Source organism: Nocardia sp. NBC_01499 (assembly GCF_045040275.1).
Lineage (GTDB): Bacteria > Actinomycetota > Actinomycetes > Mycobacteriales > Mycobacteriaceae > Nocardia.
On the sequence record NZ_CP109426.1, the window covers coordinates 8,010,990 to 8,030,137 of the forward strand.

Sequence of the window (19,148 nt, forward strand, 5' to 3'; positions counted from 1 at the left end):
AGCCTTGCGTGGCGGTGCGAGGCATACTCGCACCGCCGCGTAACCCGTTGCTCAGGAGCGCTTTTGGATCTTCAGATCGCCGGAGATGACGCCCTGGGTCATCGGTGCCGCCAGCATGTCGTGCGGGAAGCCGAGTTCGATGGCGCTTGCCCGCTCCAGTCGAGCCAGCTGTGCGGTGTCGAATTCGACCTCGAGCGCGCCGAGGTTGTCCTCGAGCTGGTTGGTGGTGCGCGCACCGATGATGGGCGAGGTCACCCCGGGATTGCGCAACGTCCAGGCCAGCGCGACCTGGGCGGGCGTCTTGCCGATCTCGCCGGCGACCTCCTTCACCACATCGGCGATGGCCAACGAGTTCTCGGTGAGCGAACCCTGTGCCGCCGCAACGTTTTTGCGGGTGCCCTCGGGTGAGCTGTCCGCCTCGTGGTCCAGGTCGTCGCGGGTGTACTTGCCGGTGAGCACGCCGCTGCCGAGCGGCGACCACGGGATAACGCCGAGACCCATCTCCCGCGCCATCGGGATGAGGTCACGTTCGACGGTCCGCTGGATCAGGCTGTATTCGATCTGCAGCGCGACCAGTGGCGACCAGCCGCGCAGGTCGGCGATCGTCTGCATGCGCGACACCTGCCACGCCGGCGCATCGGAGATGCCGACGTAGAGCACCTTGCCCGAACGCACGAGATCGTCCATGCCACGCAGGATTTCGTCGACGGGGGTCATGAAATCCCAGACGTGCAGGTACAGCAGATCGATGTAGTCGGTGTTCAGCTTGCGCAGGCTCGCCTCGACCGAGGCGAACATGCTCTTGCGGTTGTTACCACCGGAATTGGGGTCACCCTGGCGGCGCAGCATCGTGTATTTCGTTGCAAGCACCAGGCTTTCGCGATTGTCCGCGGTGAATTCGCCGAGCAGTTGCTCGGAGGTGCCGTTGGTGTACTGGCTCGCCGTGTCGATGAAGTTTCCGCCGCGATCGAGGTAGGTGTCGAAGATCTTGCGCGCCTCGTCTTTATCGGCACCCCAACCCCAGTCGGCGCCGAAGGTCATCGTGCCGAGAGACAGCGGAGACACCCGAAGACCCGAGCGGCCGAGCAGCCGGTAGGTATCGAGGGTGAGTGCTCCGGACATGTCCAGCTCCTTGTCGTTGGTGCGTCTTTGTTGATGAAACCCAGTCTGGAACTGTGCGCGGAGATGGGTAAGGGAAGCTTTTTCCTGGGAAAGCGAGTCCTATGCAGCCGTAACATCAAAGGCGATGACTGGAACTGTGAACGCGAGAAACGGCGCGAAGGTGGGAACCGACGGCCACAGGGGGTCCGTGAGCGCGGCGAATCCAACACAGGAATTGGCGGCTTTCCTGCGGGACCGGCGCGAACGCCTGACGCCGGGCGACCTCGGGCTGCCGCCGCGCAGGCAGGCGCGGCGCACGCCGGGGCTGCGGCGTGAGGAAGTCGCGGAGCTGGCGGGGGTCAGTACCGACTACATCGTCCGGCTGGAGCAGGGGCGCGGCCTGCGCCCGTCCGCGGACGTGCTGGAGGCCCTGTCCCGTGCGCTGCGGCTGGATACCGACGAGCGCGCCTATCTGTTCGATCTGGCCAAGCAGCGGCAGCCGAACGCTGGAAAGCCGAGCACCGCGCCCGCGCCCGCGCTGGCCATGCTGGTGCACGATCTGTCGCCACTACCGGCGATGCTTGTCAACCATCGCTACGACATCCTGGCCTGGAATCGGGAGATGGCGCGGCTGATCATCGACTTCGACACGCTGCCGCCGCGGCATCGCAACACCATGTGGCTGTGCCTGATGGAGCCGAGCATGCGCGATTTCTACGTGGAGCGTGAGCGCATCATCCGCGAGGGCATCGCCGATCTGCGTGCCGCCTGGGCGGCGCATCCCGAGGATCAGGTGCTCGGCGATCTGATCGCCGACTTCACCCGCAGCGCCGAGTTCGAGCGGGCATGGGCCCAGCACGACGTCAAGGTGAACGGTCGAGGGGCCAAGCCGCTGCGGCACCCGATTGTCGGGCAGGTGGTGGTCAATTACGAGGTGCTGATGCCGATACAGGATCCTGACCAGCGCATCATCATCTATCGAGCGGCCGATGAGGATTCTCAGACGGCGCTGGACCGGCTTGCGGCCGATCCGGCGCCGTTGGTCGATCGGACACCGCCAGGACTCACTCCACAGAGCTGAGTACTAGCTCCTCTTCTTCTTCCTCGGACTCTTCATAGCGGCCCTCCCAGTCGTCGTAGACAGGTACTTCGTCGTCCCGCGTGACAACCCACTCCAACGAGTAATTGCCCTCATCGTCGATGGGAACCATCACGTTCTCGATCTTCACCCCGATGCCAAGGACCTCGGCGGCCCGGATCACGTCCGGCAGATCCTCGCCACGGACCACGGTCTGATTGGCGTAAACGGTAACCATGCGCCGAATGGTAGCTGGAACCACCGACAGGCTGTGGCCCGATCCGGAATCCTCGGAGATGAACAGTCTGCTGAGCAGGTCATGAGCACGACAAAAGCCGCCGTGGTCGTCGAGGCCACGGCGGCTGCGTCACAAACATGCGGTACCGGATCGGTACCGGGAAATCAGATCTTGTTCAGAGCCAGCGCGAGGGCCGACTTCTTGTTGGCGGCCTGATTGGCGTGGATGACGCCCTTCGAGGCAGCCTTGTCGAGCTTGCGGCTCGCGGTCTGAAGCTGCGCGGCGGCCTTCTCTTTGTCGCCGGCCGCGGCGGCTTCCCGGAAGCTGCGGATCGCGGTGCGCAGCGCGGACTTGACCGACTGGTTACGCTTGCGCGCCTCCTCGTTGGTACGGATCCGCTTCAACTGGGACTTGATGTTGGCCACGCCTGTTTCCTCGTGTTCCTGTCGCTGAGTGGTTTGTGCTGGAAAGTTCGTACGCGTGCGTCGCACCCTCGGTAAACGGGTAACGCAACGCCGAAGGTCGAGGATACCAGCCGCCGGTCGGCGCACGAAATCAGCACTGGACCGCCTGGGTAAAAGACACCAACCGGTCGGTGTAATGACCGGGCAATTCGCCAGTAGCGGACTAGTGATGCGAGAAATTTACCTGTGTCACACACAGCATTGCCGCTGCGTGTAGCACGATTTTTGCATGACTCCCGCCTCCCCGCCACGTTCGGCGCGATCCGGCGCGTCCGGACCGGTCGGTATGAACGGGCGGGCCGTCGGCAACGGCAAGGTCGCGCCCCCAGGGCTATTCGAGGGTTATCGCCCGGGCCGCTACGCCGACGCGTTCGACGAGATGTTCGATGCCGCGGGCCGGGTGCGGCAGCCGTACAAGGGACTGTTCGCCGCGCTCGCGCCGATCGATGTGGCAGACCTCGCCGCACGCTCGGACGCGCTCGACCGCGCGTTCATCGACCAGGGCATCACCTTTTCCCTGTCCGGGCAGGAACGGCCATTCCCGCTGGATCTGGTGCCGAGGGTGATCGCGGCCGCCGAGTGGGCCAAGCTCGAGCGCGGGATCAAGCAGCGGGTGGTCGCGCTGGAGCTTTTCCTCGCCGACGTGTACGGCGAGCAGAACATCCTGCGCGACGAGGTGATCCCGAAACGCCTGGTCACCTCGTGTCAGCACTTCCATCGCGAGGCCGCGGGGCTAGTGCCGCCGAACGGGGTGCGCATCCATGTGGCCGGTATCGACCTCATTCGCGACGAGCGCGGCGACTTCCGGGTGCTGGAGGACAACCTGCGCTCGCCGTCCGGGGTGTCGTATGTGATGGAGAACCGGCGCACCATGGCGCGGGTCTTCCCCGACCTGTTCTCCTCGCACCGGGTGCGTGCGGTCGGCGACTACCCGGGGCACCTGCTCGCGGCGCTGCGCAAGTCGGCCGCGCCGAACGAGGCGGATCCGACGGTGGTCGTGCTCACGCCCGGTGTGTACAACTCGGCATACTTCGAGCATTCGCTGCTGGCCAGGCAGATGGGCGTGGAACTAGTCGAGGGGCGGGACCTGTTCTGCCGCGACAACCTCGTGTACATGCGGACCACGGCGGGTGAGCGGCAGGTCGACGTGATCTACCGCCGAATCGACGACACGTTCCTTGATCCCATGCATTTCCGGCCGGACTCGGTGCTCGGCGTCGCCGGCCTGCTCAATGCCGCGCGGGCGGGCAATGTCGTGATCTCCAGTGCGGTCGGCAACGGCGTCGGCGACGACAAGCTGATCTACGCCTACGTGCCGACGATCATCGAGTACTACCTCAACGAGAAGCCGGTGCTGCCGAACGTCGACACCTACCGCTGCTGGTTGGACGACGAGCGCGACGAGGTGCTCGATCGGATCGCCGAGCTGGTGGTCAAGCCGGTCGAGGGTTCCGGCGGGTACGGCATCGTCATCGGGCCGGACGCGACGCCGCGGGAACTGGACGCCTCGCGCCGACGGATCAGGGCGGACCCGCGCGGATGGGTCGCACAGCCGGTGGTGCAGCTGTCCACCGTGCCGACGAAGGTCGGGAACGAGCTGGTGCCGCGCCACGTCGACCTGCGGCCGTTCGCGGTCAACGACGGTGACCAGATCTGGGTGTTGCCCGGCGGGCTGACCAGGGTCGCGCTGCCAGAGGGGTCGCTGGTGGTCAATTCCAGTCAGGGCGGGGGGAGTAAGGACACCTGGGTGTTGTCCGGGCGGGATTCGCTGGCGGATCGGGAACTGTCCGGTGCCGAGTTGGTTGGTGAACCGCCGCAATCGGATTCGCGGGAGGTGGGACGCGATCTGACGGCGTCGCAGGCGAATCAGCAACAGCAGCAACAACAGCAAGAGCAGCGGCAGTCGCAAGGAGGGCGACTACCGGAGCAGGAGCAGAGGCAGTCGCAGAGTGGGCGACTATCGAAGCAACACGAACTACCTCAGTTGCAAGGTGATCGACTATCGAAGCAACAGGAACAACGCCAGTTGCAAGGTGGGCGACTATCGGAGCACGAGCAGCGCCAGCCCCACAGTGGGCGACTATTGGGGACCGGACAGCGTCAGTCGCAAGGCAGTCGGCCGCCGGACCATGAGCAGCGTCGATCGCGGGGTGGGCGGCTATCCGAGGACGAGCAGGGCCAGTCGCCGGGCGAACGATTATCGGAACGCCAACAGCGTCAGTCGCCGGGCAGGCAATCTCAGCAGCGGCAAGGGTGGTGATGCGCTGATGTTGGCTCGCAATGCGGAATCCCTGTATTGGATCGGACGTTACGTAGAGCGCGCTGACGATACCGCGCGGATTCTCGATGTCGCGGTGCATCAGCTGCTCGAGGACGCGACCGTTGATCCGGATCGGACTTCCCGAGTCTTGTTGCGGGTGCTCGGTATCGAGCCGCCGGACGGGACGTTGGATGTCTGGTCGGTTACCGATCTTGTCGCCTTCAGTCACGACGGTGGCTCGATTATCGATTCGATCGCGAATGCTCGTGAAAATGCCAGGGGGGCAAGGGAAGTCACCTCCAGTGAGATGTGGGAATGTTTGAACGCGACCTATATCGGGCTGGCGGTGGCGGAGAAGGCGGCGCGCAGTCTCGGTCCGCACGAGTTCTTCCACTATGTGCAGGATCGTGCGGCGATGTTCGCCGGATTGTCCGACTCCACGCTCAGCCGCGACGACGGCTACCGCTTCCTGCTGCTCGGCCGATCCATCGAACGCGTGGATATGACTGTGCGGCTGTTACTTTCGCGCGCCGGTGACCGCACCTCCTCGCCCGCCTGGGTGACCGTGCTGCGCTCGGCCGGGGCGCACGACACCTATCTACGCACCCATCGCGGCGCGCTCGACGCCAACCTGGTCGCCGAATTCATCCTGCTCGACCGGCTTTTCCCGCGATCGGTGTTCCACTCGGTACGGGTGGCGGAAACCTGTCTTGCCGAACTGGATCAGCGGCCGAGCAGCCGGGTCGGGGCCAGGCATGAGGCGCAGCGGTTGCTCGGGCGCGCGCGTAGCGAGCTCGAGTTCCTGCCGCCTGGTGTGCTGCTGGAGGATCTGCAAAATCGATTGCTGTTGTTGCAGAAGGCATGTCGTGACGTCAGCGAGGCGATCGCGCTGCAGTACTTCCATGCGGCGCCCTGGGTGGCGTGGACCGATCTGCACAGTAATCGGGACGGCCAAGTTCAGGTGGAGGGGGAGGTATGAGCTGGCGGATCCGGGTGGTGCACACCACCGGTTATGTCTATGACGCGCCGGTGACGCGGTCGTTCAACGAGGCTCGGCTCACGCCGCGTGCCGACAGCAGGCAGAACGTGATCCTCAATCGAGTCGAGACGGAGCCCTCCACTCGCTCCTACCGCTACACCGATTACTGGGGCACCGCGGTCACCGCGTTCGACTTGCACGCTCCCCATACCGAATTGGAGGTCACCGGCTCGTCGGTGGTGGAGACCGAGCCGTTCGCCGGTCCGGCCGAGGAGTTGGACTGGGATCAGTTGCGTACCGCGCGGATCGTCGACCGTTTCGACGAAATGCTCGCGCCCACTTCGTATGTGCCGAGCGATCGCAAGCTGGCAAGTATCGCCAAGCAGTTGGCCAAGGGCCTGCCGCCCGCGAAAGCCGTTGTGCGCGCTGCCGAATGGGTGCATCGGGAGATGAACTATCTCGCGGGCACCACCTCGGTGCACACCTCGGCGGTGCAGGCGTTCGCCGAACGCCAAGGCGTCTGCCAGGATTATGCGCACCTGACCCTGGTGCTGTTGCGCAGCATGGGCATTCCCAGCCGATACGTCTCCGGCTATCTGCACCCGAACCCGGCCGCCGAGATCGGCGTGACGGTGGCCGGCCAGTCACACGCCTGGATAGAGGCGTGGACCGGCATGTGGTGGGGCTACGACCCGACCAACAACATCGCCATCAACGAACAGCACATCTCGGTCGGTGTCGGCCGCGATTACGCGGATGTGCCGCCGTTGAAAGGCATATTCTCCGGAGGTGGCTCCACAGATCTCGAGGTCGTTGTAGAGATCACCCGACTCGCGTAGCGTCCGTGATACAACCCGTTGATCTTGAACGGCTCTGTTTTCTAAGCGGTACCACGGCTGGCAATAGCTACTCGTCTGGAACGCGGAAGGTGGACAGATGTCAACGGCTCAAGAGTTTGTCGAAGAGGTCGCCGAATACGGGCCCATTCCCGACACCAAGAAATGGGGCGCGGAAGCGCTCGGCACCTTTGTTCTGGTGATGGGCGGTGTCGGCACCGCGGTGCTCGCGGGGGAGCGGGTCGGCGCGCTCGGGGTGGCGCTCGCCTTCGGGCTCACACTGTTGTTCCTTGTCTACGCGATCGGGCCGATCTCCGGCTGTCACGTGAATCCCGCGGTGACGGTGGGGCATCTGCTGCTCGGCCGGATCAGCGTGGTGACGGCGGTCGGGTATTGGATCGCGCAGTTGATCGGCGGGTTCCTGGCCGGGCTTGTGCTGTTCGCGCTGGCGAAGAATCTGCCGTCCTATGACCGCGCGGTCAACGGGCTCGGCGCGAACGGCTGGGGACATCACAGTCCGTCGGCGCAGAAGGGGCCGCTCGGCGAGGTCGTGCTGCAGAACGGGTACGGGATGGCCGCGATGATCATCATCGAGGTCATGCTGACCGCGCTGCTGGTGTTCGTGGTGCTCGCCTCGACCGATCAGCTCTCCGATGTGCCGCTGGCCGGTCTGTCGATCGGCGTCACGCTGGCGGTCATCCACCTGATCTCGATCCCGGTAGACAACACCTCGGTCAACCCGGCCCGCAGCCTCGCCGTCGCGCCCTATCAGGACGGTGCGATGGGGCAGGTCTGGGCCTTCGTGGTGTTCCCGCTGATCGGCGGCGCGCTCGGCGCGCTGGTGTACGGGCTGCTGTTCGGTCGCTCGCGCAACCTGCTCTCCTGAACTGATCCGACAGGCCCATCGGCATCTCCGGGTGTCGGTGGGCCCGTTGCTATTCGGCGGAGTTCGATCCGTATTCGACTCAGTGCCAAGCATATTCGGCGCACAGCCGGTGCGCGACGAGGTCGAATGTCTTGCGGGCCAAGATGGCTCCCTCGCGGCGGATACCGTCTTCTGGCACATCGAGCACCCGGTCCAGCCGAACCCAGCTCGGCCTGCCCTCGGGATCCCAACTGCCGCTGCCGATACCGACCCAGTTCGGGTCGTGCGCCCGGTCCGCTTTCGACGACAGCATCAGCCCGAGCAGTGTCCGGCGATCCCGCCCGACCACCAGCACCGGTCGATCCTTGCCATTGCTCGGATCCTCCTCGAACGGCACCCAGGTCCACACGATTTCACCGGGATCGGCCCGCCCGTCCAACTGCGGTGAGTACACGATCTGGCGGGCACGCTCGGCCGTCGGCACCGGGGTCGACGCGGTCGGCCGCACCTTCACCGCGGGCGTCCGCCGCGAGGTCAGCGTCCCGACCAGTCGCTCAACCAGCTTCGGTCCCTGCTGCCTGACGATCTTGGGACCCTGCTCCTTCGCGATCAGTCCGAGCTGCTTGCCGAGGGAGTTCCAACTTCGGGCCATATTCGCAATATAACGGCGCACCGCCGTCTTCTCATCCGCGCCGCGACCACCTTCTGCCAACTACGAATTTGCTGATCTGGGCTTGCGATGGAGCATCGGACGGCAAGCTCCCGCAAAGGCCCTCGCTAGCAGGGATGGAAGCGGATCGCGGATAGAAATCGAGTCATAGCAGGATGGCACCGAGTGTGTGGGCGCCCACTGTTCCCGACCGGGAAACGCCAGGCCTGCCGCGCTCGAGCACACCGCTGGCGGGAGCTTCGCACTGCTCATGGGACGATAGACGGCAGTTTGCCAATACCCATGAGGAGTGGAGTGCCCGCCAGCTTCGCCGACACGACGTTCACCGATCCGTCTCGGATCCGGAACTTTTGCATCATCGCGCATATCGATCACGGGAAGTCGACGCTGGCCGATCGGATGCTGCAACTGACCGGTGTGGTCGAGGAGCGGGCGATGCGCGCCCAATACCTGGACCGGATGGACATCGAGCGCGAGCGCGGCATCACCATCAAGGCGCAGAACGTGCGGCTCCCGTGGCAGGTCGACGGCACGGACTACGTGCTGCACCTGATCGATACGCCGGGCCACGTCGACTTCACCTACGAGGTGTCGCGCGCACTGGAAGCCTGCGAGGGCGCGGTGCTGCTGGTCGACGCGGCGCAGGGCATCGAGGCGCAGACGCTGGCGAACCTGTACCTGGCGCTGGACAAGGATCTGACGATCATCCCGGTGCTCAACAAGATCGACCTGCCCGCCGCCGACCCGGACCGCTACGCGGCCGAGATCGCGCACATCATCGGCTGCGAACCCGACGACGTGCTGCGGGTATCGGGCAAGACCGGCGTCGGTGTGACCGAACTGCTCAACGAGGTCATCAAGACCGTGCCCGCGCCCGTCGGTGATTCCGACGCGCCCGCCCGCGCGATGATCTTCGACTCGGTCTACGACACCTACCGCGGCGTGGTCACCTATGTCCGCGTGGTGGATGGCAAGCTCACCCCGCGCGAGAAGATCAAGATGATGTCCACCGGCGCGACGCACGAGATGCTGGAGATCGGCATCGTCTCGCCGGAGCCGAAGCCGACCCAGGGGCTCGGCGTCGGCGAGGTCGGTTACCTGATCACCGGCGTGAAGGACGTGCGCCAGTCGAAGGTCGGTGACACGGTGACCGCCGCGCGTAACGGTGCCACCGAACCGCTCGTCGGCTACCGCGAACCGCGCCCGATGGTGTACTCGGGTCTCTACCCGGTCGACGGCTCCGACTACCCGGACCTGCGCGACGCGCTGGAGAAGCTCCAGCTCAACGATGCCGCGCTCACCTACGAGCCGGAAACCTCTGTGGCACTTGGCTTCGGCTTCCGTTGCGGCTTCCTCGGCCTGCTGCACATGGAGATCACCCGCGAGCGGTTGCAGCGCGAGTTCGATCTGGACCTGATCTCCACCGCACCCAACGTGGTCTACACCGTAGAGATGGAAGACGGCAGCAAGCATGTCGTCACCAACCCGTCGTACTGGCCGGAGGGCAAGGTCCGGCACGTCTACGAACCGATGGTGAAATGCACCGTCATCTCGCCGAGCGAGTTCATCGGCTCGATCATGGAGCTGTGCCAGAGTCGCCGCGGCGAGCTCGGCGGCATGGACTACCTGTCCGAGACCCGTGTCGAGCTGCGCTACACCATGCCGATGGCGGAGATCATCTTCGACTTCTTCGACTCGCTGAAGTCACGCACCCGCGGCTACGCCAGCCTCGACTACGAGGAGACGGGCGTGCAGGACGCGGCGCTGGTCAAGGTCGACATCCTGCTGCAGGGCGAAGCAGTGGACGCGTTCAGCGCGATCGTGCACAAGGACGCCGCGCAGGCCTACGGCAACAAGATGACAACCAAGCTGCGCGAACTCATCCCGCGCCAGCAGTTCGAGGTGCCCATCCAGGCCGCCATCGGCTCGAAAATCATTGCCCGCGAAAACATCCGCGCCATCCGCAAGGACGTGCTCGCCAAGTGCTACGGCGGCGACATCAGCCGTAAGCGCAAACTGCTGGAGAAGCAGAAGGAAGGCAAGAAGCGGATGAAGACGATCGGGCGCGTCGAGGTGCCGCAGGAAGCGTTCGTGGCGGCGTTGTCGTCGGACGCGGCGTCGGATAAGCCGAAGGGGAAGTAGTGTCGACCGCACACTGATCGCGAAGGAGTTCGGTCATGTCGCTGCCTACCTGGGCCACCGACCCGTCCAGTCTGGTCGTCACCGAGGAGCAGTACGAGGCGTTGCCTGCCGAGGTGTGTCGGACAATCGAAGTCGTCGACGGCCTGGTCGTGTTCTGTCAGTCTCCGACACCCGGGCATCAGCGAGTATCGCGAAACTTGACGATGACGCTGCTGACGGCACGTCCGGACGGGCCCGATGCGCCGTGCATCGACGTCTTGCAGGACACCGATATGCGCTTCCGGAGCCGGAACCCGCATTCCATGCGAGACGGCAAGAAGTTCACCTTTCGGCGCCCCGACATCAGCGTGCTGCACTGCCTGAAACCTGGCGCTCATCTCTGGTCGGACGACGTGCTGGTCGCGATCGAGATCACCTCGTCCGATGTGGAAGTCGACTTCAACGACAAGCGGGCCGAGTATGCGGCGCAGGGCATTCCGGTCTACCTGATCGTGGTCATGGACGGTGATCACGTCCACTCGATCGAGGAGTACCGGCTGGACTGGAGCGGCCGCAACTACCAACTCGTCTTCTCGCATCGAGGCGCACTTGGCGTGGACCTGCCCGAGGCAATGAAGGTAAGCGTCTCGTTCGAGGATCTCGAACGGATCTGAGACCCGGCCGGGCTCAGCTATCCAACCCGGCATTCGGATAAGCCGAAGGGCACGTAGGCCGACTAAGCACACGTCGGCAAAACTGCGCGATAATGCTTTCATAGGGCACCACGCATGAGGCAGGATTCCCAGTCACGGGGAGTGCAACCGAGGAGGCGGAAATGGCTATGCTGCCGCACTATGGTGGGCTGCCGCACCACGGCGGGTACGCTCCCGACGGTCTGACCGTCGCCGATGTCAGGGCGGGTTATGACCCGGGGTTCCGATACGAGCTCGAGGATGGGGTGGCCGTGATGATGGCGTCGGCGTCGATGTGGCACAACCGTGTGCTGCGACGACTCACCGTTGCGATGGAGGCGCTCTGCCCGTTAGATCTTTCGGTCGAGATGGAGCAGTCGATCGAGCTCGCAGACGACTTCGCCCCGATCCCTGACATTCTTGTCATCGAGTCAGCGGCAGCGAATCCCGCGGAGAACGTGCTTCCGAAGTCTGCTGTCCGCCTCGCCGTGGAGATCGTCTCGCCGGGAACTCGCCGTAAAGATCGCTGGATCCGACCGATGGACTACGCAGCGGCCGGGATACCGAACTACTGGCGGATAGAGTCCGAGAACTTCGAGCCGGTCGTGTACGCCTTCCAGCTGGACGAGACCACGAAACTCTACGAGCCTTCCATCCCGACACCGATGCATAACGGGTGGTTGCGTACGTCGGTCCCGTTCGATATGGACATAGAGCTCACCGGATTGGGCCGCTGACCTCTGCCACTGACTGCGGAACTGTCGCGACGCGTACCCGCAGGCGCACTCCGCCCAACGGACTCTTCGCGAGTTCGGCTGTGCCGGAATGGAGTTCGGCTTGTTGGCGGACAAGCGCCAGGCCGAGGCCGGAGCCGGGGGAGCCGGGGCCTTTGACGAAACGGTCGAAGGCGTTGGGGCATAGGGTTTCTGGGATGCCGGTGCCGTCGTCGTCGATGAGGATCTCGACCGTGTTGTCGGTAGCGGGGTTGACGGTGATGGTGACGGTGTCGGCGTGACCGTGTTGGACGGCGTTCGCTACGGCGTTGGTGACGATCAGCATGAGTCCGCCGGGGAGGCCGGTTACCGTGACGGGCTCGCATTCGGTGAGGGCGATGCGGACGTCGGGGTGGCGGCGTTGGGCGTCTTGGGCTGCGCGGTCTAGGGTTTCGCAGAGGTCGAAGGGTTCGAAGAGGTCGGGCTCGGTGAGTTCGCCCACCGCGAGTCGTTCGAGGTCGGTGAGGGTGTTCTCGATCTGTTGTTCGGCGAAGAGCACCTCGGTGAGGATGGTGCCGCGCTGTTCGGCGGGAATCTCCTTGGTGGCCAACACTTGTAGGTCGGTGCGCAGCGCGGTGAGCGGGGTGCGCAGTTCGTGGGCGCAGACGGCGGCGAAGTCGCGGGCGCTGGTGAGTGCGTGGTTGGTGGCGCGGTGGGCGGCTTCGAGCCGGGCGAGCATGCGGGTGATGGCGTCGGAGAGTTCCTCCGCCTCCCTGGCGCCTTGGCCGGATAGCGGCGGTAGTTCCTCGAGGGTGTCGATGCCGTGGGTGGCGGTGGCCAGTCTGCGCAGCGGCCGGGCGGCGTAACCGGCCAGGAACCAGCCGAGCAGCGCGGCGATCAGCGCGCCGGCGACGCCGATGCCGAGGCCGATCAACTGGCTGCGGTGGATGGCGGAGGCGACCACGTCGCGGTTCGGGTCCAGTGAGACGAGCACGCCGGGGAGGCCGTCGACGCGGGTGACCGCTGCGTCGGGTGGCAGGTTGCCTCGCCGAGCGACGGTGGCCTCATCGGGGATGTCTTTCGCCGCGTACGGCGCTTCGGTCACGTATCCGGGGGCTCCGGCCGTCGCCGCGGGAGGCGGTGGCGCGGCGGCCTGCGGTGGCTCGGCGGCCTGTGGCGGGGCAGCGGCCGGTGGTGGGGCGGCGGCCGGTGGAGGGGACGGAATCCGTTCTGCCGGAACATTTTTCAGCGGAGTCGCAACTCGGACCGCCATCGATGAAACGGTCTCGTCCAACTGCCGCTCCCCGGTCGCGTTCAGCAACGCCGCGAAGGTGATGGTCAGCGTGAGCGCGACGAGCGCGGCGACAACGCCGGAAACCAGCGCCACCCGAGTTCGCAGCGATGGCGAGCGTTTCACGGTTGCTCCCGCAGTACGAAGCCCACGCCGCGCACGGTGTGCACCACTCGCGCCGCGCCGGGCGCCTCCAACTTGCGCCGCAGATACGAGACGAACACATCGACCACATTGGTATCGGTGGCGAAGTCGTAACCCCATACCGTGGCAAGGATTTGCTCGCGACCGAGCACGATGCCAGGGTTATCGGCGAGCATGGCCAGTACCTCGAATTCTCGTTTGGTCAGGTCGACCGGTGTGCCCGCGGCAAGCACCCGGTGCCCGGCCAGGTCGATCTGCACCTGACCGACCCGCACCTGCGCGCCAGGTCGTTCGGTGGTGACCCGGCGGCGCAGCAGCGCGTGCAGCCGGGCGACCAGTTCGCCGAGGTCGAAGGGTTTGGTGAGGTAGTCGTCGGCGCCACGTTCGAGGCAGGCGATGCGGTCGGTCACGGCGCTGCGCGCGCTCAGCACACAGATCGGGATGTCGTTTCCCATCGCGCGCAATGCCGTGACCACGCCCTCACCATCCAAGGTCGGCATATTCACGTCCAACACCATGGCGTCGGGCGACGTGGCGCGCACCATCGCCAGCGCCTCGCCGCCGTCGGCCGCGGTGACCACCTCGAAATCGGAAAGCTCCAACCCGCGTCGTAGCGACGCGAGCACACGAACCTCGTCGTCCACGACCAAGATCCGGTGTCCGGTCATGGATCAACATTAGTCCTGGCCGGTCAGCGGACGCTGGCGACGACGCACCCCGGTTCGGCGGGGACCGCGGGCGAGACCTGGCCGGGGACGGTGTCGAGCGGGGTCGCGGGCACGGCACCGGGCGGCACGTCGCGTTCGATGGTGACCCACGGTCCGTCGCCCTGGCCGTGGGTGATCACCACCGAGCCGTCCGGACCGAACTCGGGACAGACGGTGGGCTCGGCCGGTGCGATCGGGTCGATCATGATCCGGGGACCGGGCTGCGCGGGCGCGGGCAGTCCCGGCTGTGCCGAGGCGGCGCCCGCCATGCCAGCGATCAGGGCGGCGGTGAGCGCGGTCCCGCTGAGCACGGCCGCGACGCGGCGTCCGATGAGTGCAGTCATGAGGGGTGACTCCTTCAGATCGATGCTGCCGGTCCGACTGGTCCGACGAAATCGACGGTAAGCAAAGGATCTTCACCACTTGTTGAGCAATCGTTAGAGAACTCTTAGGTTCTCGTCGACCTGCGCGCGACGCGATTCGACCGCAGCGGAATCAGACCTGGTCATGGTGCAAATTGGAGTCTATGTCCGGTTGGGTAACCCACTAGAAATAGGGCTTCCGTTCTGGTTTTCGGGATGGCAGGGTTGTGTTGCTCGCCACCGGCGGAGTCTCTACAGTCCTGGAGAATGTGACAGTCGGGTTTTCCCGAAATAGTGTTAGGTGATCTTCACTCGGTCTGGCCGGCCGGTGCGGATGGTTGCTGGAAACCCGAGATGGAGCTTTCATGACGCGTGACCTGCCCTTCGATGACGACGCCACCGAGGCAGCCGAGCGCGCGGGTGACACCGCCTACCGAGTTGCCACCGGCGTCGCGCGGGTAGCGCGGGCGGGCGCGTATGTCACCGGCGGCGCGCTGGTTGCCGCGAACGGCGGCGGCGTCCCGGCGCATCCCGGCTCGTCGCACGCGGACAGCAGGAACGCGGGCTGGGCGCGTAACAGCGACCCCGATTCCGACACGCCTTCGCCGGTGATCACCTTCCCGGACCAGGTCGTCGAGCCCGCGCCGCTGAACCCGCCGCACGCCACCAACTCACCGGTTTCGCACGACTACCACGGCTTCACCCTGCCCGGCACCACCCAGGGTGGCGCGAACCTGCCGCTGCCGACCCTCAACGGTGACTACAGCGGCACCGACGCGGGCTTCCCGCTGCCAGGAACGGACGCGGGCCAGTCCGGCATGGGTCTGCCGACGCTGCCCGGCGGTGCCTCGAGTCAGAACGGCATGGAACTGCCGGGCACGTCCGGAACGCAGCAAGGCTTCGGATTGCCGGGCACGTCGAGTGCGCCGAGCCAGCAGGGCTTCGGGCTGCCTGGCACGTCCGGTGCGCCGAGCCAGCAGGGATTCGGGTTGCCAGGTACGTCCGGTACGCAGCAAGGCTTCGGATTGCCGGGGACATCTGATGCGCCAGCTCAACATGGGTTCGGATTGCCCGGCCAGACGGGCATGGACCTGCCGGGAACCTCCGGCGGCTTCGGCCTGCCCGGCACGGACGCCGGTGTGTCCAACGGCCTGCAGCTGCCGGGAACCGGCGGCGTCTCGGACGATCTCGACGAGCCAGGCGGCCACGGCTTCGGCCTGCCCGGCCACGGGCTCGGTCAGGCCGGGCACGGTTTCGGCATGCCGGGTGCGAACGGTTTCGTCGCGCCGGGTTCCGGCGCCTTCGACCTGCCCGGCTCGCAAGCGACCCCGACCGCCGGCGGCCCGTTCGACGGTGTCGGCCACGCGGGCGGTGATCCCCTCGGGATCTTTGTCGGCACGCAGTGGTCGGTGGACTTCGGCGTCGGTCCGCAGGGCGTCTACTTCAACTCCGAGATGAAGGTGGATGTCGGCGTCGGCCACGTCGGCGACCAGCTCGACCAGTTCACCGACTTCCTCGGCAGCGGCCTCGGGCACGTGCCAGACGGCACCGGGCGCTCGGTGACCGATCCGGCCATGACCGGTCACAACCAGCACAGCCACCCCGGCGTTCTCGGCGGCCTCACCACCCCGGGCTCGTCCTCGTCGACGGCAGCACCGGCCGCCACCGCGCAGCCGGTCGTTCAGCCGCTCGTCGCGCCCGCACCGGTCATGTCGGCCGCGGTCGCTCCGGTAGCCGCGGCGGCGCCCGTTGTCGCGGTAGCGCCCGTGGCGAGTGCCGCGCAGCCGGTGGCGGCCACCCCGCTGCAGACCACGATCCAGCCGGACGCCGCGACCACGCCGATCGCGAATGTGTTCACGGCGCCGGAGGGTCCGTCGGTGCTCACCGTGCCCGCGGCCGCCACGCCCGTGCTGTTCGATCACGCCCGGCCGACGCCCGTGCTGAAGCCGACCCCGGTGACCGATCCTGGGACCAGCACGAAGCCGACCGACGTCACGATCACCACGCCGAACACGCCGACCACCATCACCAAGACCGTTCCGGCCCCGATCGTGCCGACCGATGTCACCGTGCCGAGCGTCCCGAAGACACCGGACACCACGAATGTGCCTGGCGCGGGCCATCCTTCGACGCCGCACGGCGGCATCACCACGGGTCCGGACGTGCCGACCACCAAGGTTCCGTCGACGCACACGCCGACCACCGCCCCGAACGACGACTCGACGACTCCTGGCACCGGTCCGAGCACGGGCACCGGTCCGAGCACGGGTACCGGCCCGAGTACAGGTACCGGTCCCAGCACCGGCAACGGCGGAACGTCAGGTGGGGCAACGACCCAGCCGTCCGTGCCGACGCACGACGTGCCGACCGCGAGCCAGCCGGAGCCGACCGTCTCGGTGCCGACCCACGACGTGCCGACCGCGGTCCCGACGCAGAACTTCCCGACGCACGACGTGCCGACCTTCCAGAACCCTGCCCCGACGCAGGCGCCGGTGCCGACCTTCAAGCCGCCGCTGGCCGACCCGAAGTCGCACGTCGGCGCGGACCCGATCAGCAGCACCCACATGGTCGACACGACCATGCCGCCGCTGCAGGACCACGCCTACTACACCGATCACGCCTACTACACCGACCACGCGACCCTCGCGGTTGCCTCGGGCGGCGGCCTGTCCGGCGGCTTGATGCCGGAATCAACGATGGCCGAGACCCACCACCTGGTACCGGGCGGCTTGGACATAGCGTTGATGTAACCGGAGCTTGTTGTGAGGTCAAGGGGTGCAGGGGGCGTCCATGTCGATCGATAGCAAACGCATGTAAGGAGGCAGGTTGTCTGCCGCAGCCGGGCTGAAGGCCGCGACGGTGAAACATCCGGACGCGATGGCGCCGCTGATCCGGATTCTGGACGAACTGCGGGAGATGACCCGTTTCGCGGGCCGGGACGATTTGGGCAGCCGCCTGAGTATGGTCCGGGCCAGGGTCAGCGATCCCCGTGTTCGTCTCGTCGTCGTCGGTGAGCCGAAGAACGGCATGAGCACGCTGGTCAACAGCCTGGTCGGCGCGTCGGTCAGTGCGACCGACAGCGACCTGAGCGTGCCCGTCATCGTCGAGTACGGACCGGATCCGACCGCCACACTGGTCCGTTCGGTCGACGGCCGCACCGAGCGGCAATCGGTGGATCCGCTCGATCCAGGCCCGGCCATCTCCGGCTTCGGCGTGATCCGGGCCGAGTTCACCCAGCCGAGTTCGCTGCTTGCCGACGGTGTCGTGGTGATGGACGCGCCCGGTGCGCGCGGCGCCGACAACACCACCTGGTCGATGGTCGCCGCCGCCGACGCCGTGCTCTACGTCACCAACGCGGCCACCGAACTCACCGTCGATCAGATCGCCTACCTGCAGCGCATCCAGCAGATCTGCCCGACCGTCATCTGCGTGCTGAACAAGATCGACCAGTTCTCCCACTGGTCGCACACCCAACAGCGCAACCGGGAACTGCTCGACGCGGCCGGACTCGGCTTCGCCGTGGCGCCGGTGTCCGCGGAACTGCACCGGCAGGCCGGGCTGTCCGGCAACTATCAGCGCGACATCGAATCCGGTGTGCCACAACTGATCGACCACCTGCGCGACTATGTGGTCGCCCGCGCGGACAGCGTCGCGCTGGAAGCCGCTGTGCAGGACATTCGGCTGGTCAGCGATCATCTCGCGTTGACGTTGCGCAACGAGGTCGAGTCGCTGCGCGATCCGCGCCGCCGGGACGAGATCACCGACCAGCTGGTCCGGGCCCGTGACGGCGCCGATCAACTGCGCCAGCGCACGGCGAACTGGCAGGTCACCCTGGTCGACGGCAGCACCGAGCTGATGGCAGATATCGAACACGACCTGCGCCACCGGCTGCGCAACCTCGTGCGCGACGCCGAGGCCGAGATCACCAAGACCGATCCGGCGCGGCGCTGGAAGGAATTCGGCACCGACCTCGACGCCAGGATCTGCGAGGCGGTCGAGGAGAACTTCGTGATGGCGCACTATCGCTCGGTCGAGCTGTCCGAGCAGGTGGCCTCGAAGTTCTTGGCGGACAACCGAGCCGCGCCGCTGCCCGATCTGCGTCTGGACAACCCCGGCGAGGTCCTCGAACCGGTGCAGCCGCTCGAACCCCTGGAGAGCGCGAAAGCCGGTGTGACCCAACAGTTCCTGTCCGGCCTGCGTGGTTCCTACGGTGGCGTCCTCATGGTCGGTCTTGCCACCAGCCTGCTCGGCATGTCGCTGGTCAACTGGTACTCGGCCGGTGCGGGCGTGCTGCTCGGTGTCAACGCGCTGTGGGACGATCGCAAGAACCGCAAGGCTCGTCGTCGCGCCGAGGCGAAGGTCGCGGTGGCTCGGCTGATGGACGACGTCATCTTCCAGGTGAGCAAGGAATCGCGAAATCGCTTGCGCGCCATGCAGCGGGTGCTGCGCGATCACTTCACCGAGATCGCCGGCGACGTCGCCAAGCAGGCCGACGAGGCGCTGCGCCTGGCCGAGGCCGCCTACGAGAAGTACGGCGACCGCAGCGGCGACCGGATCACCGACGTTGATGCCCAACTCGGCAAACTGCGCGGCCTGCGCGAACAGGCCGACAGTCTGGCCGTCTGAC

General features: G+C 66.2%; 16 protein-coding genes and 1 pseudogene. 10 read left to right on the forward strand and 7 right to left on the reverse strand.

Annotated elements, in window-relative coordinates:
• Positions 1-51 precede the first annotated feature (51 nt).
• The gene (locus OG203_RS36670; protein WP_405161785.1) at positions 52-1,122 is read right to left on the reverse strand and encodes an aldo/keto reductase; all 1,071 of its coding nucleotides are present in this window, start codon (positions 1,120-1,122) and stop codon (positions 52-54) included.
• A 187-nt stretch (positions 1,123-1,309) separates the two neighbouring features.
• Between OG203_RS36670 and OG203_RS36675 the strand changes: the two genes are divergently transcribed.
• Positions 1,310-2,182 carry a helix-turn-helix domain-containing protein gene (locus OG203_RS36675; protein ID WP_405161786.1) on the forward strand — a complete coding sequence of 291 codons (873 nt, stop codon included), beginning with the start codon at positions 1,310-1,312 and terminating at the stop codon, positions 2,180-2,182.
• Here the strand turns inward: OG203_RS36675 and OG203_RS36680 are convergent.
• A complete protein-coding gene (locus tag OG203_RS36680) occupies positions 2,166-2,417 on the reverse strand; it encodes a hypothetical protein (protein WP_405161787.1) in 252 nt (83 codons plus the stop codon). The two genes, OG203_RS36675 and OG203_RS36680, sit on opposite strands and share 17 nt — an antisense overlap.
• Before the next feature lie 164 nt (positions 2,418-2,581).
• The gene (rpsT, locus tag OG203_RS36685; protein ID WP_364728132.1) at positions 2,582-2,842 is read right to left on the reverse strand and encodes a 30S ribosomal protein S20; all 261 of its coding nucleotides are present in this window, start codon (positions 2,840-2,842) and stop codon (positions 2,582-2,584) included.
• A 325-nt stretch (positions 2,843-3,167) separates the two neighbouring features.
• On the opposite strand from rpsT, the pseudogene OG203_RS36690 reads away from it, so the two are divergent.
• From OG203_RS36690 to OG203_RS36705, 4 genes and pseudogenes are all read left to right on the forward strand, one after another.
• Positions 3,168-4,793: pseudogene (locus tag OG203_RS36690) on the forward strand (circularly permuted type 2 ATP-grasp protein); the annotation flags it as partial.
• Positions 4,794-5,148: 355 nt separating this feature from the next.
• Positions 5,149-6,120 (forward strand): alpha-E domain-containing protein, encoded by a 972-nt coding sequence (locus tag OG203_RS36695; protein ID WP_405161788.1) that lies wholly within the window; start codon positions 5,149-5,151, stop codon positions 6,118-6,120.
• Positions 6,117-6,959 (forward strand): transglutaminase domain-containing protein, encoded by an 843-nt coding sequence (locus OG203_RS36700; RefSeq protein WP_405161789.1) that lies wholly within the window; start codon positions 6,117-6,119, stop codon positions 6,957-6,959. The genes OG203_RS36695 and OG203_RS36700 overlap by 4 nt, the downstream gene beginning before the upstream one ends.
• 97 nt (positions 6,960-7,056) lie before the next feature.
• The gene (locus OG203_RS36705) at positions 7,057-7,842 is read left to right on the forward strand and encodes an aquaporin (protein ID WP_405161790.1); all 786 of its coding nucleotides are present in this window, start codon (positions 7,057-7,059) and stop codon (positions 7,840-7,842) included.
• Positions 7,843-7,921: 79 nt separating this feature from the next.
• Here OG203_RS36705 and OG203_RS36710 read toward each other — a convergent pair whose 3' ends face one another.
• Positions 7,922-8,473 (reverse strand): type II toxin-antitoxin system PemK/MazF family toxin, encoded by a 552-nt coding sequence (locus tag OG203_RS36710; protein ID WP_405161791.1) that lies wholly within the window; start codon positions 8,471-8,473, stop codon positions 7,922-7,924.
• A 300-nt stretch (positions 8,474-8,773) separates the two neighbouring features.
• Between OG203_RS36710 and lepA the strand changes: the two genes are divergently transcribed.
• The 3 genes from lepA (at position 8,774) to OG203_RS36725 (ending at position 12,041) form a co-directional block, all read left to right on the forward strand.
• A complete protein-coding gene (gene lepA / locus OG203_RS36715) occupies positions 8,774-10,633 on the forward strand; it encodes a translation elongation factor 4 (RefSeq protein ID WP_405161792.1) in 1,860 nt (619 codons plus the stop codon).
• Positions 10,634-10,668: 35 nt separating this feature from the next.
• The gene (locus OG203_RS36720) at positions 10,669-11,286 is read left to right on the forward strand and encodes a Uma2 family endonuclease (protein WP_405161793.1); all 618 of its coding nucleotides are present in this window, start codon (positions 10,669-10,671) and stop codon (positions 11,284-11,286) included.
• Positions 11,287-11,447: 161 nt separating this feature from the next.
• Positions 11,448-12,041, forward strand: coding sequence for a Uma2 family endonuclease (locus OG203_RS36725; RefSeq protein ID WP_405161794.1), 594 nt, complete (start codon positions 11,448-11,450; stop codon positions 12,039-12,041).
• Here OG203_RS36725 and OG203_RS36730 read toward each other — a convergent pair.
• Genes OG203_RS36730 through OG203_RS36740 form a run of 3 tightly spaced genes read right to left on the reverse strand, consistent with a single transcriptional unit; the run spans position 12,022 to position 14,503 of the window.
• Positions 12,022-13,434 (reverse strand): sensor histidine kinase, encoded by a 1,413-nt coding sequence (locus OG203_RS36730; protein ID WP_405161795.1) that lies wholly within the window; start codon positions 13,432-13,434, stop codon positions 12,022-12,024. The genes OG203_RS36725 and OG203_RS36730 overlap by 20 nt on opposite strands.
• Complete coding sequence (locus OG203_RS36735) at positions 13,431-14,120, reverse strand: response regulator transcription factor (protein ID WP_405161796.1); 690 nt, start codon at positions 14,118-14,120, stop codon at positions 13,431-13,433. Before OG203_RS36735 ends, OG203_RS36730 begins: the two co-directional genes overlap by 4 nt.
• 23 nt (positions 14,121-14,143) lie before the next feature.
• Complete coding sequence (locus OG203_RS36740) at positions 14,144-14,503, reverse strand: hypothetical protein (protein WP_405161797.1); 360 nt, start codon at positions 14,501-14,503, stop codon at positions 14,144-14,146.
• Between the two features lie 383 nt (positions 14,504-14,886).
• Here OG203_RS36740 and OG203_RS36745 point away from each other — a divergent pair, with 383 nt between their 5' ends.
• Both OG203_RS36745 and OG203_RS36750 read left to right on the forward strand, forming a co-directional pair.
• Complete coding sequence (locus OG203_RS36745; RefSeq protein ID WP_405161798.1) at positions 14,887-17,271, forward strand: hypothetical protein; 2,385 nt, start codon at positions 14,887-14,889, stop codon at positions 17,269-17,271.
• Positions 17,272-17,347: 76 nt separating this feature from the next.
• Complete coding sequence (locus tag OG203_RS36750; RefSeq protein WP_405161799.1) at positions 17,348-19,147, forward strand: dynamin family protein; 1,800 nt, start codon at positions 17,348-17,350, stop codon at positions 19,145-19,147.
• The last annotated feature ends 1 nt before the right edge of the window (position 19,148 follow it).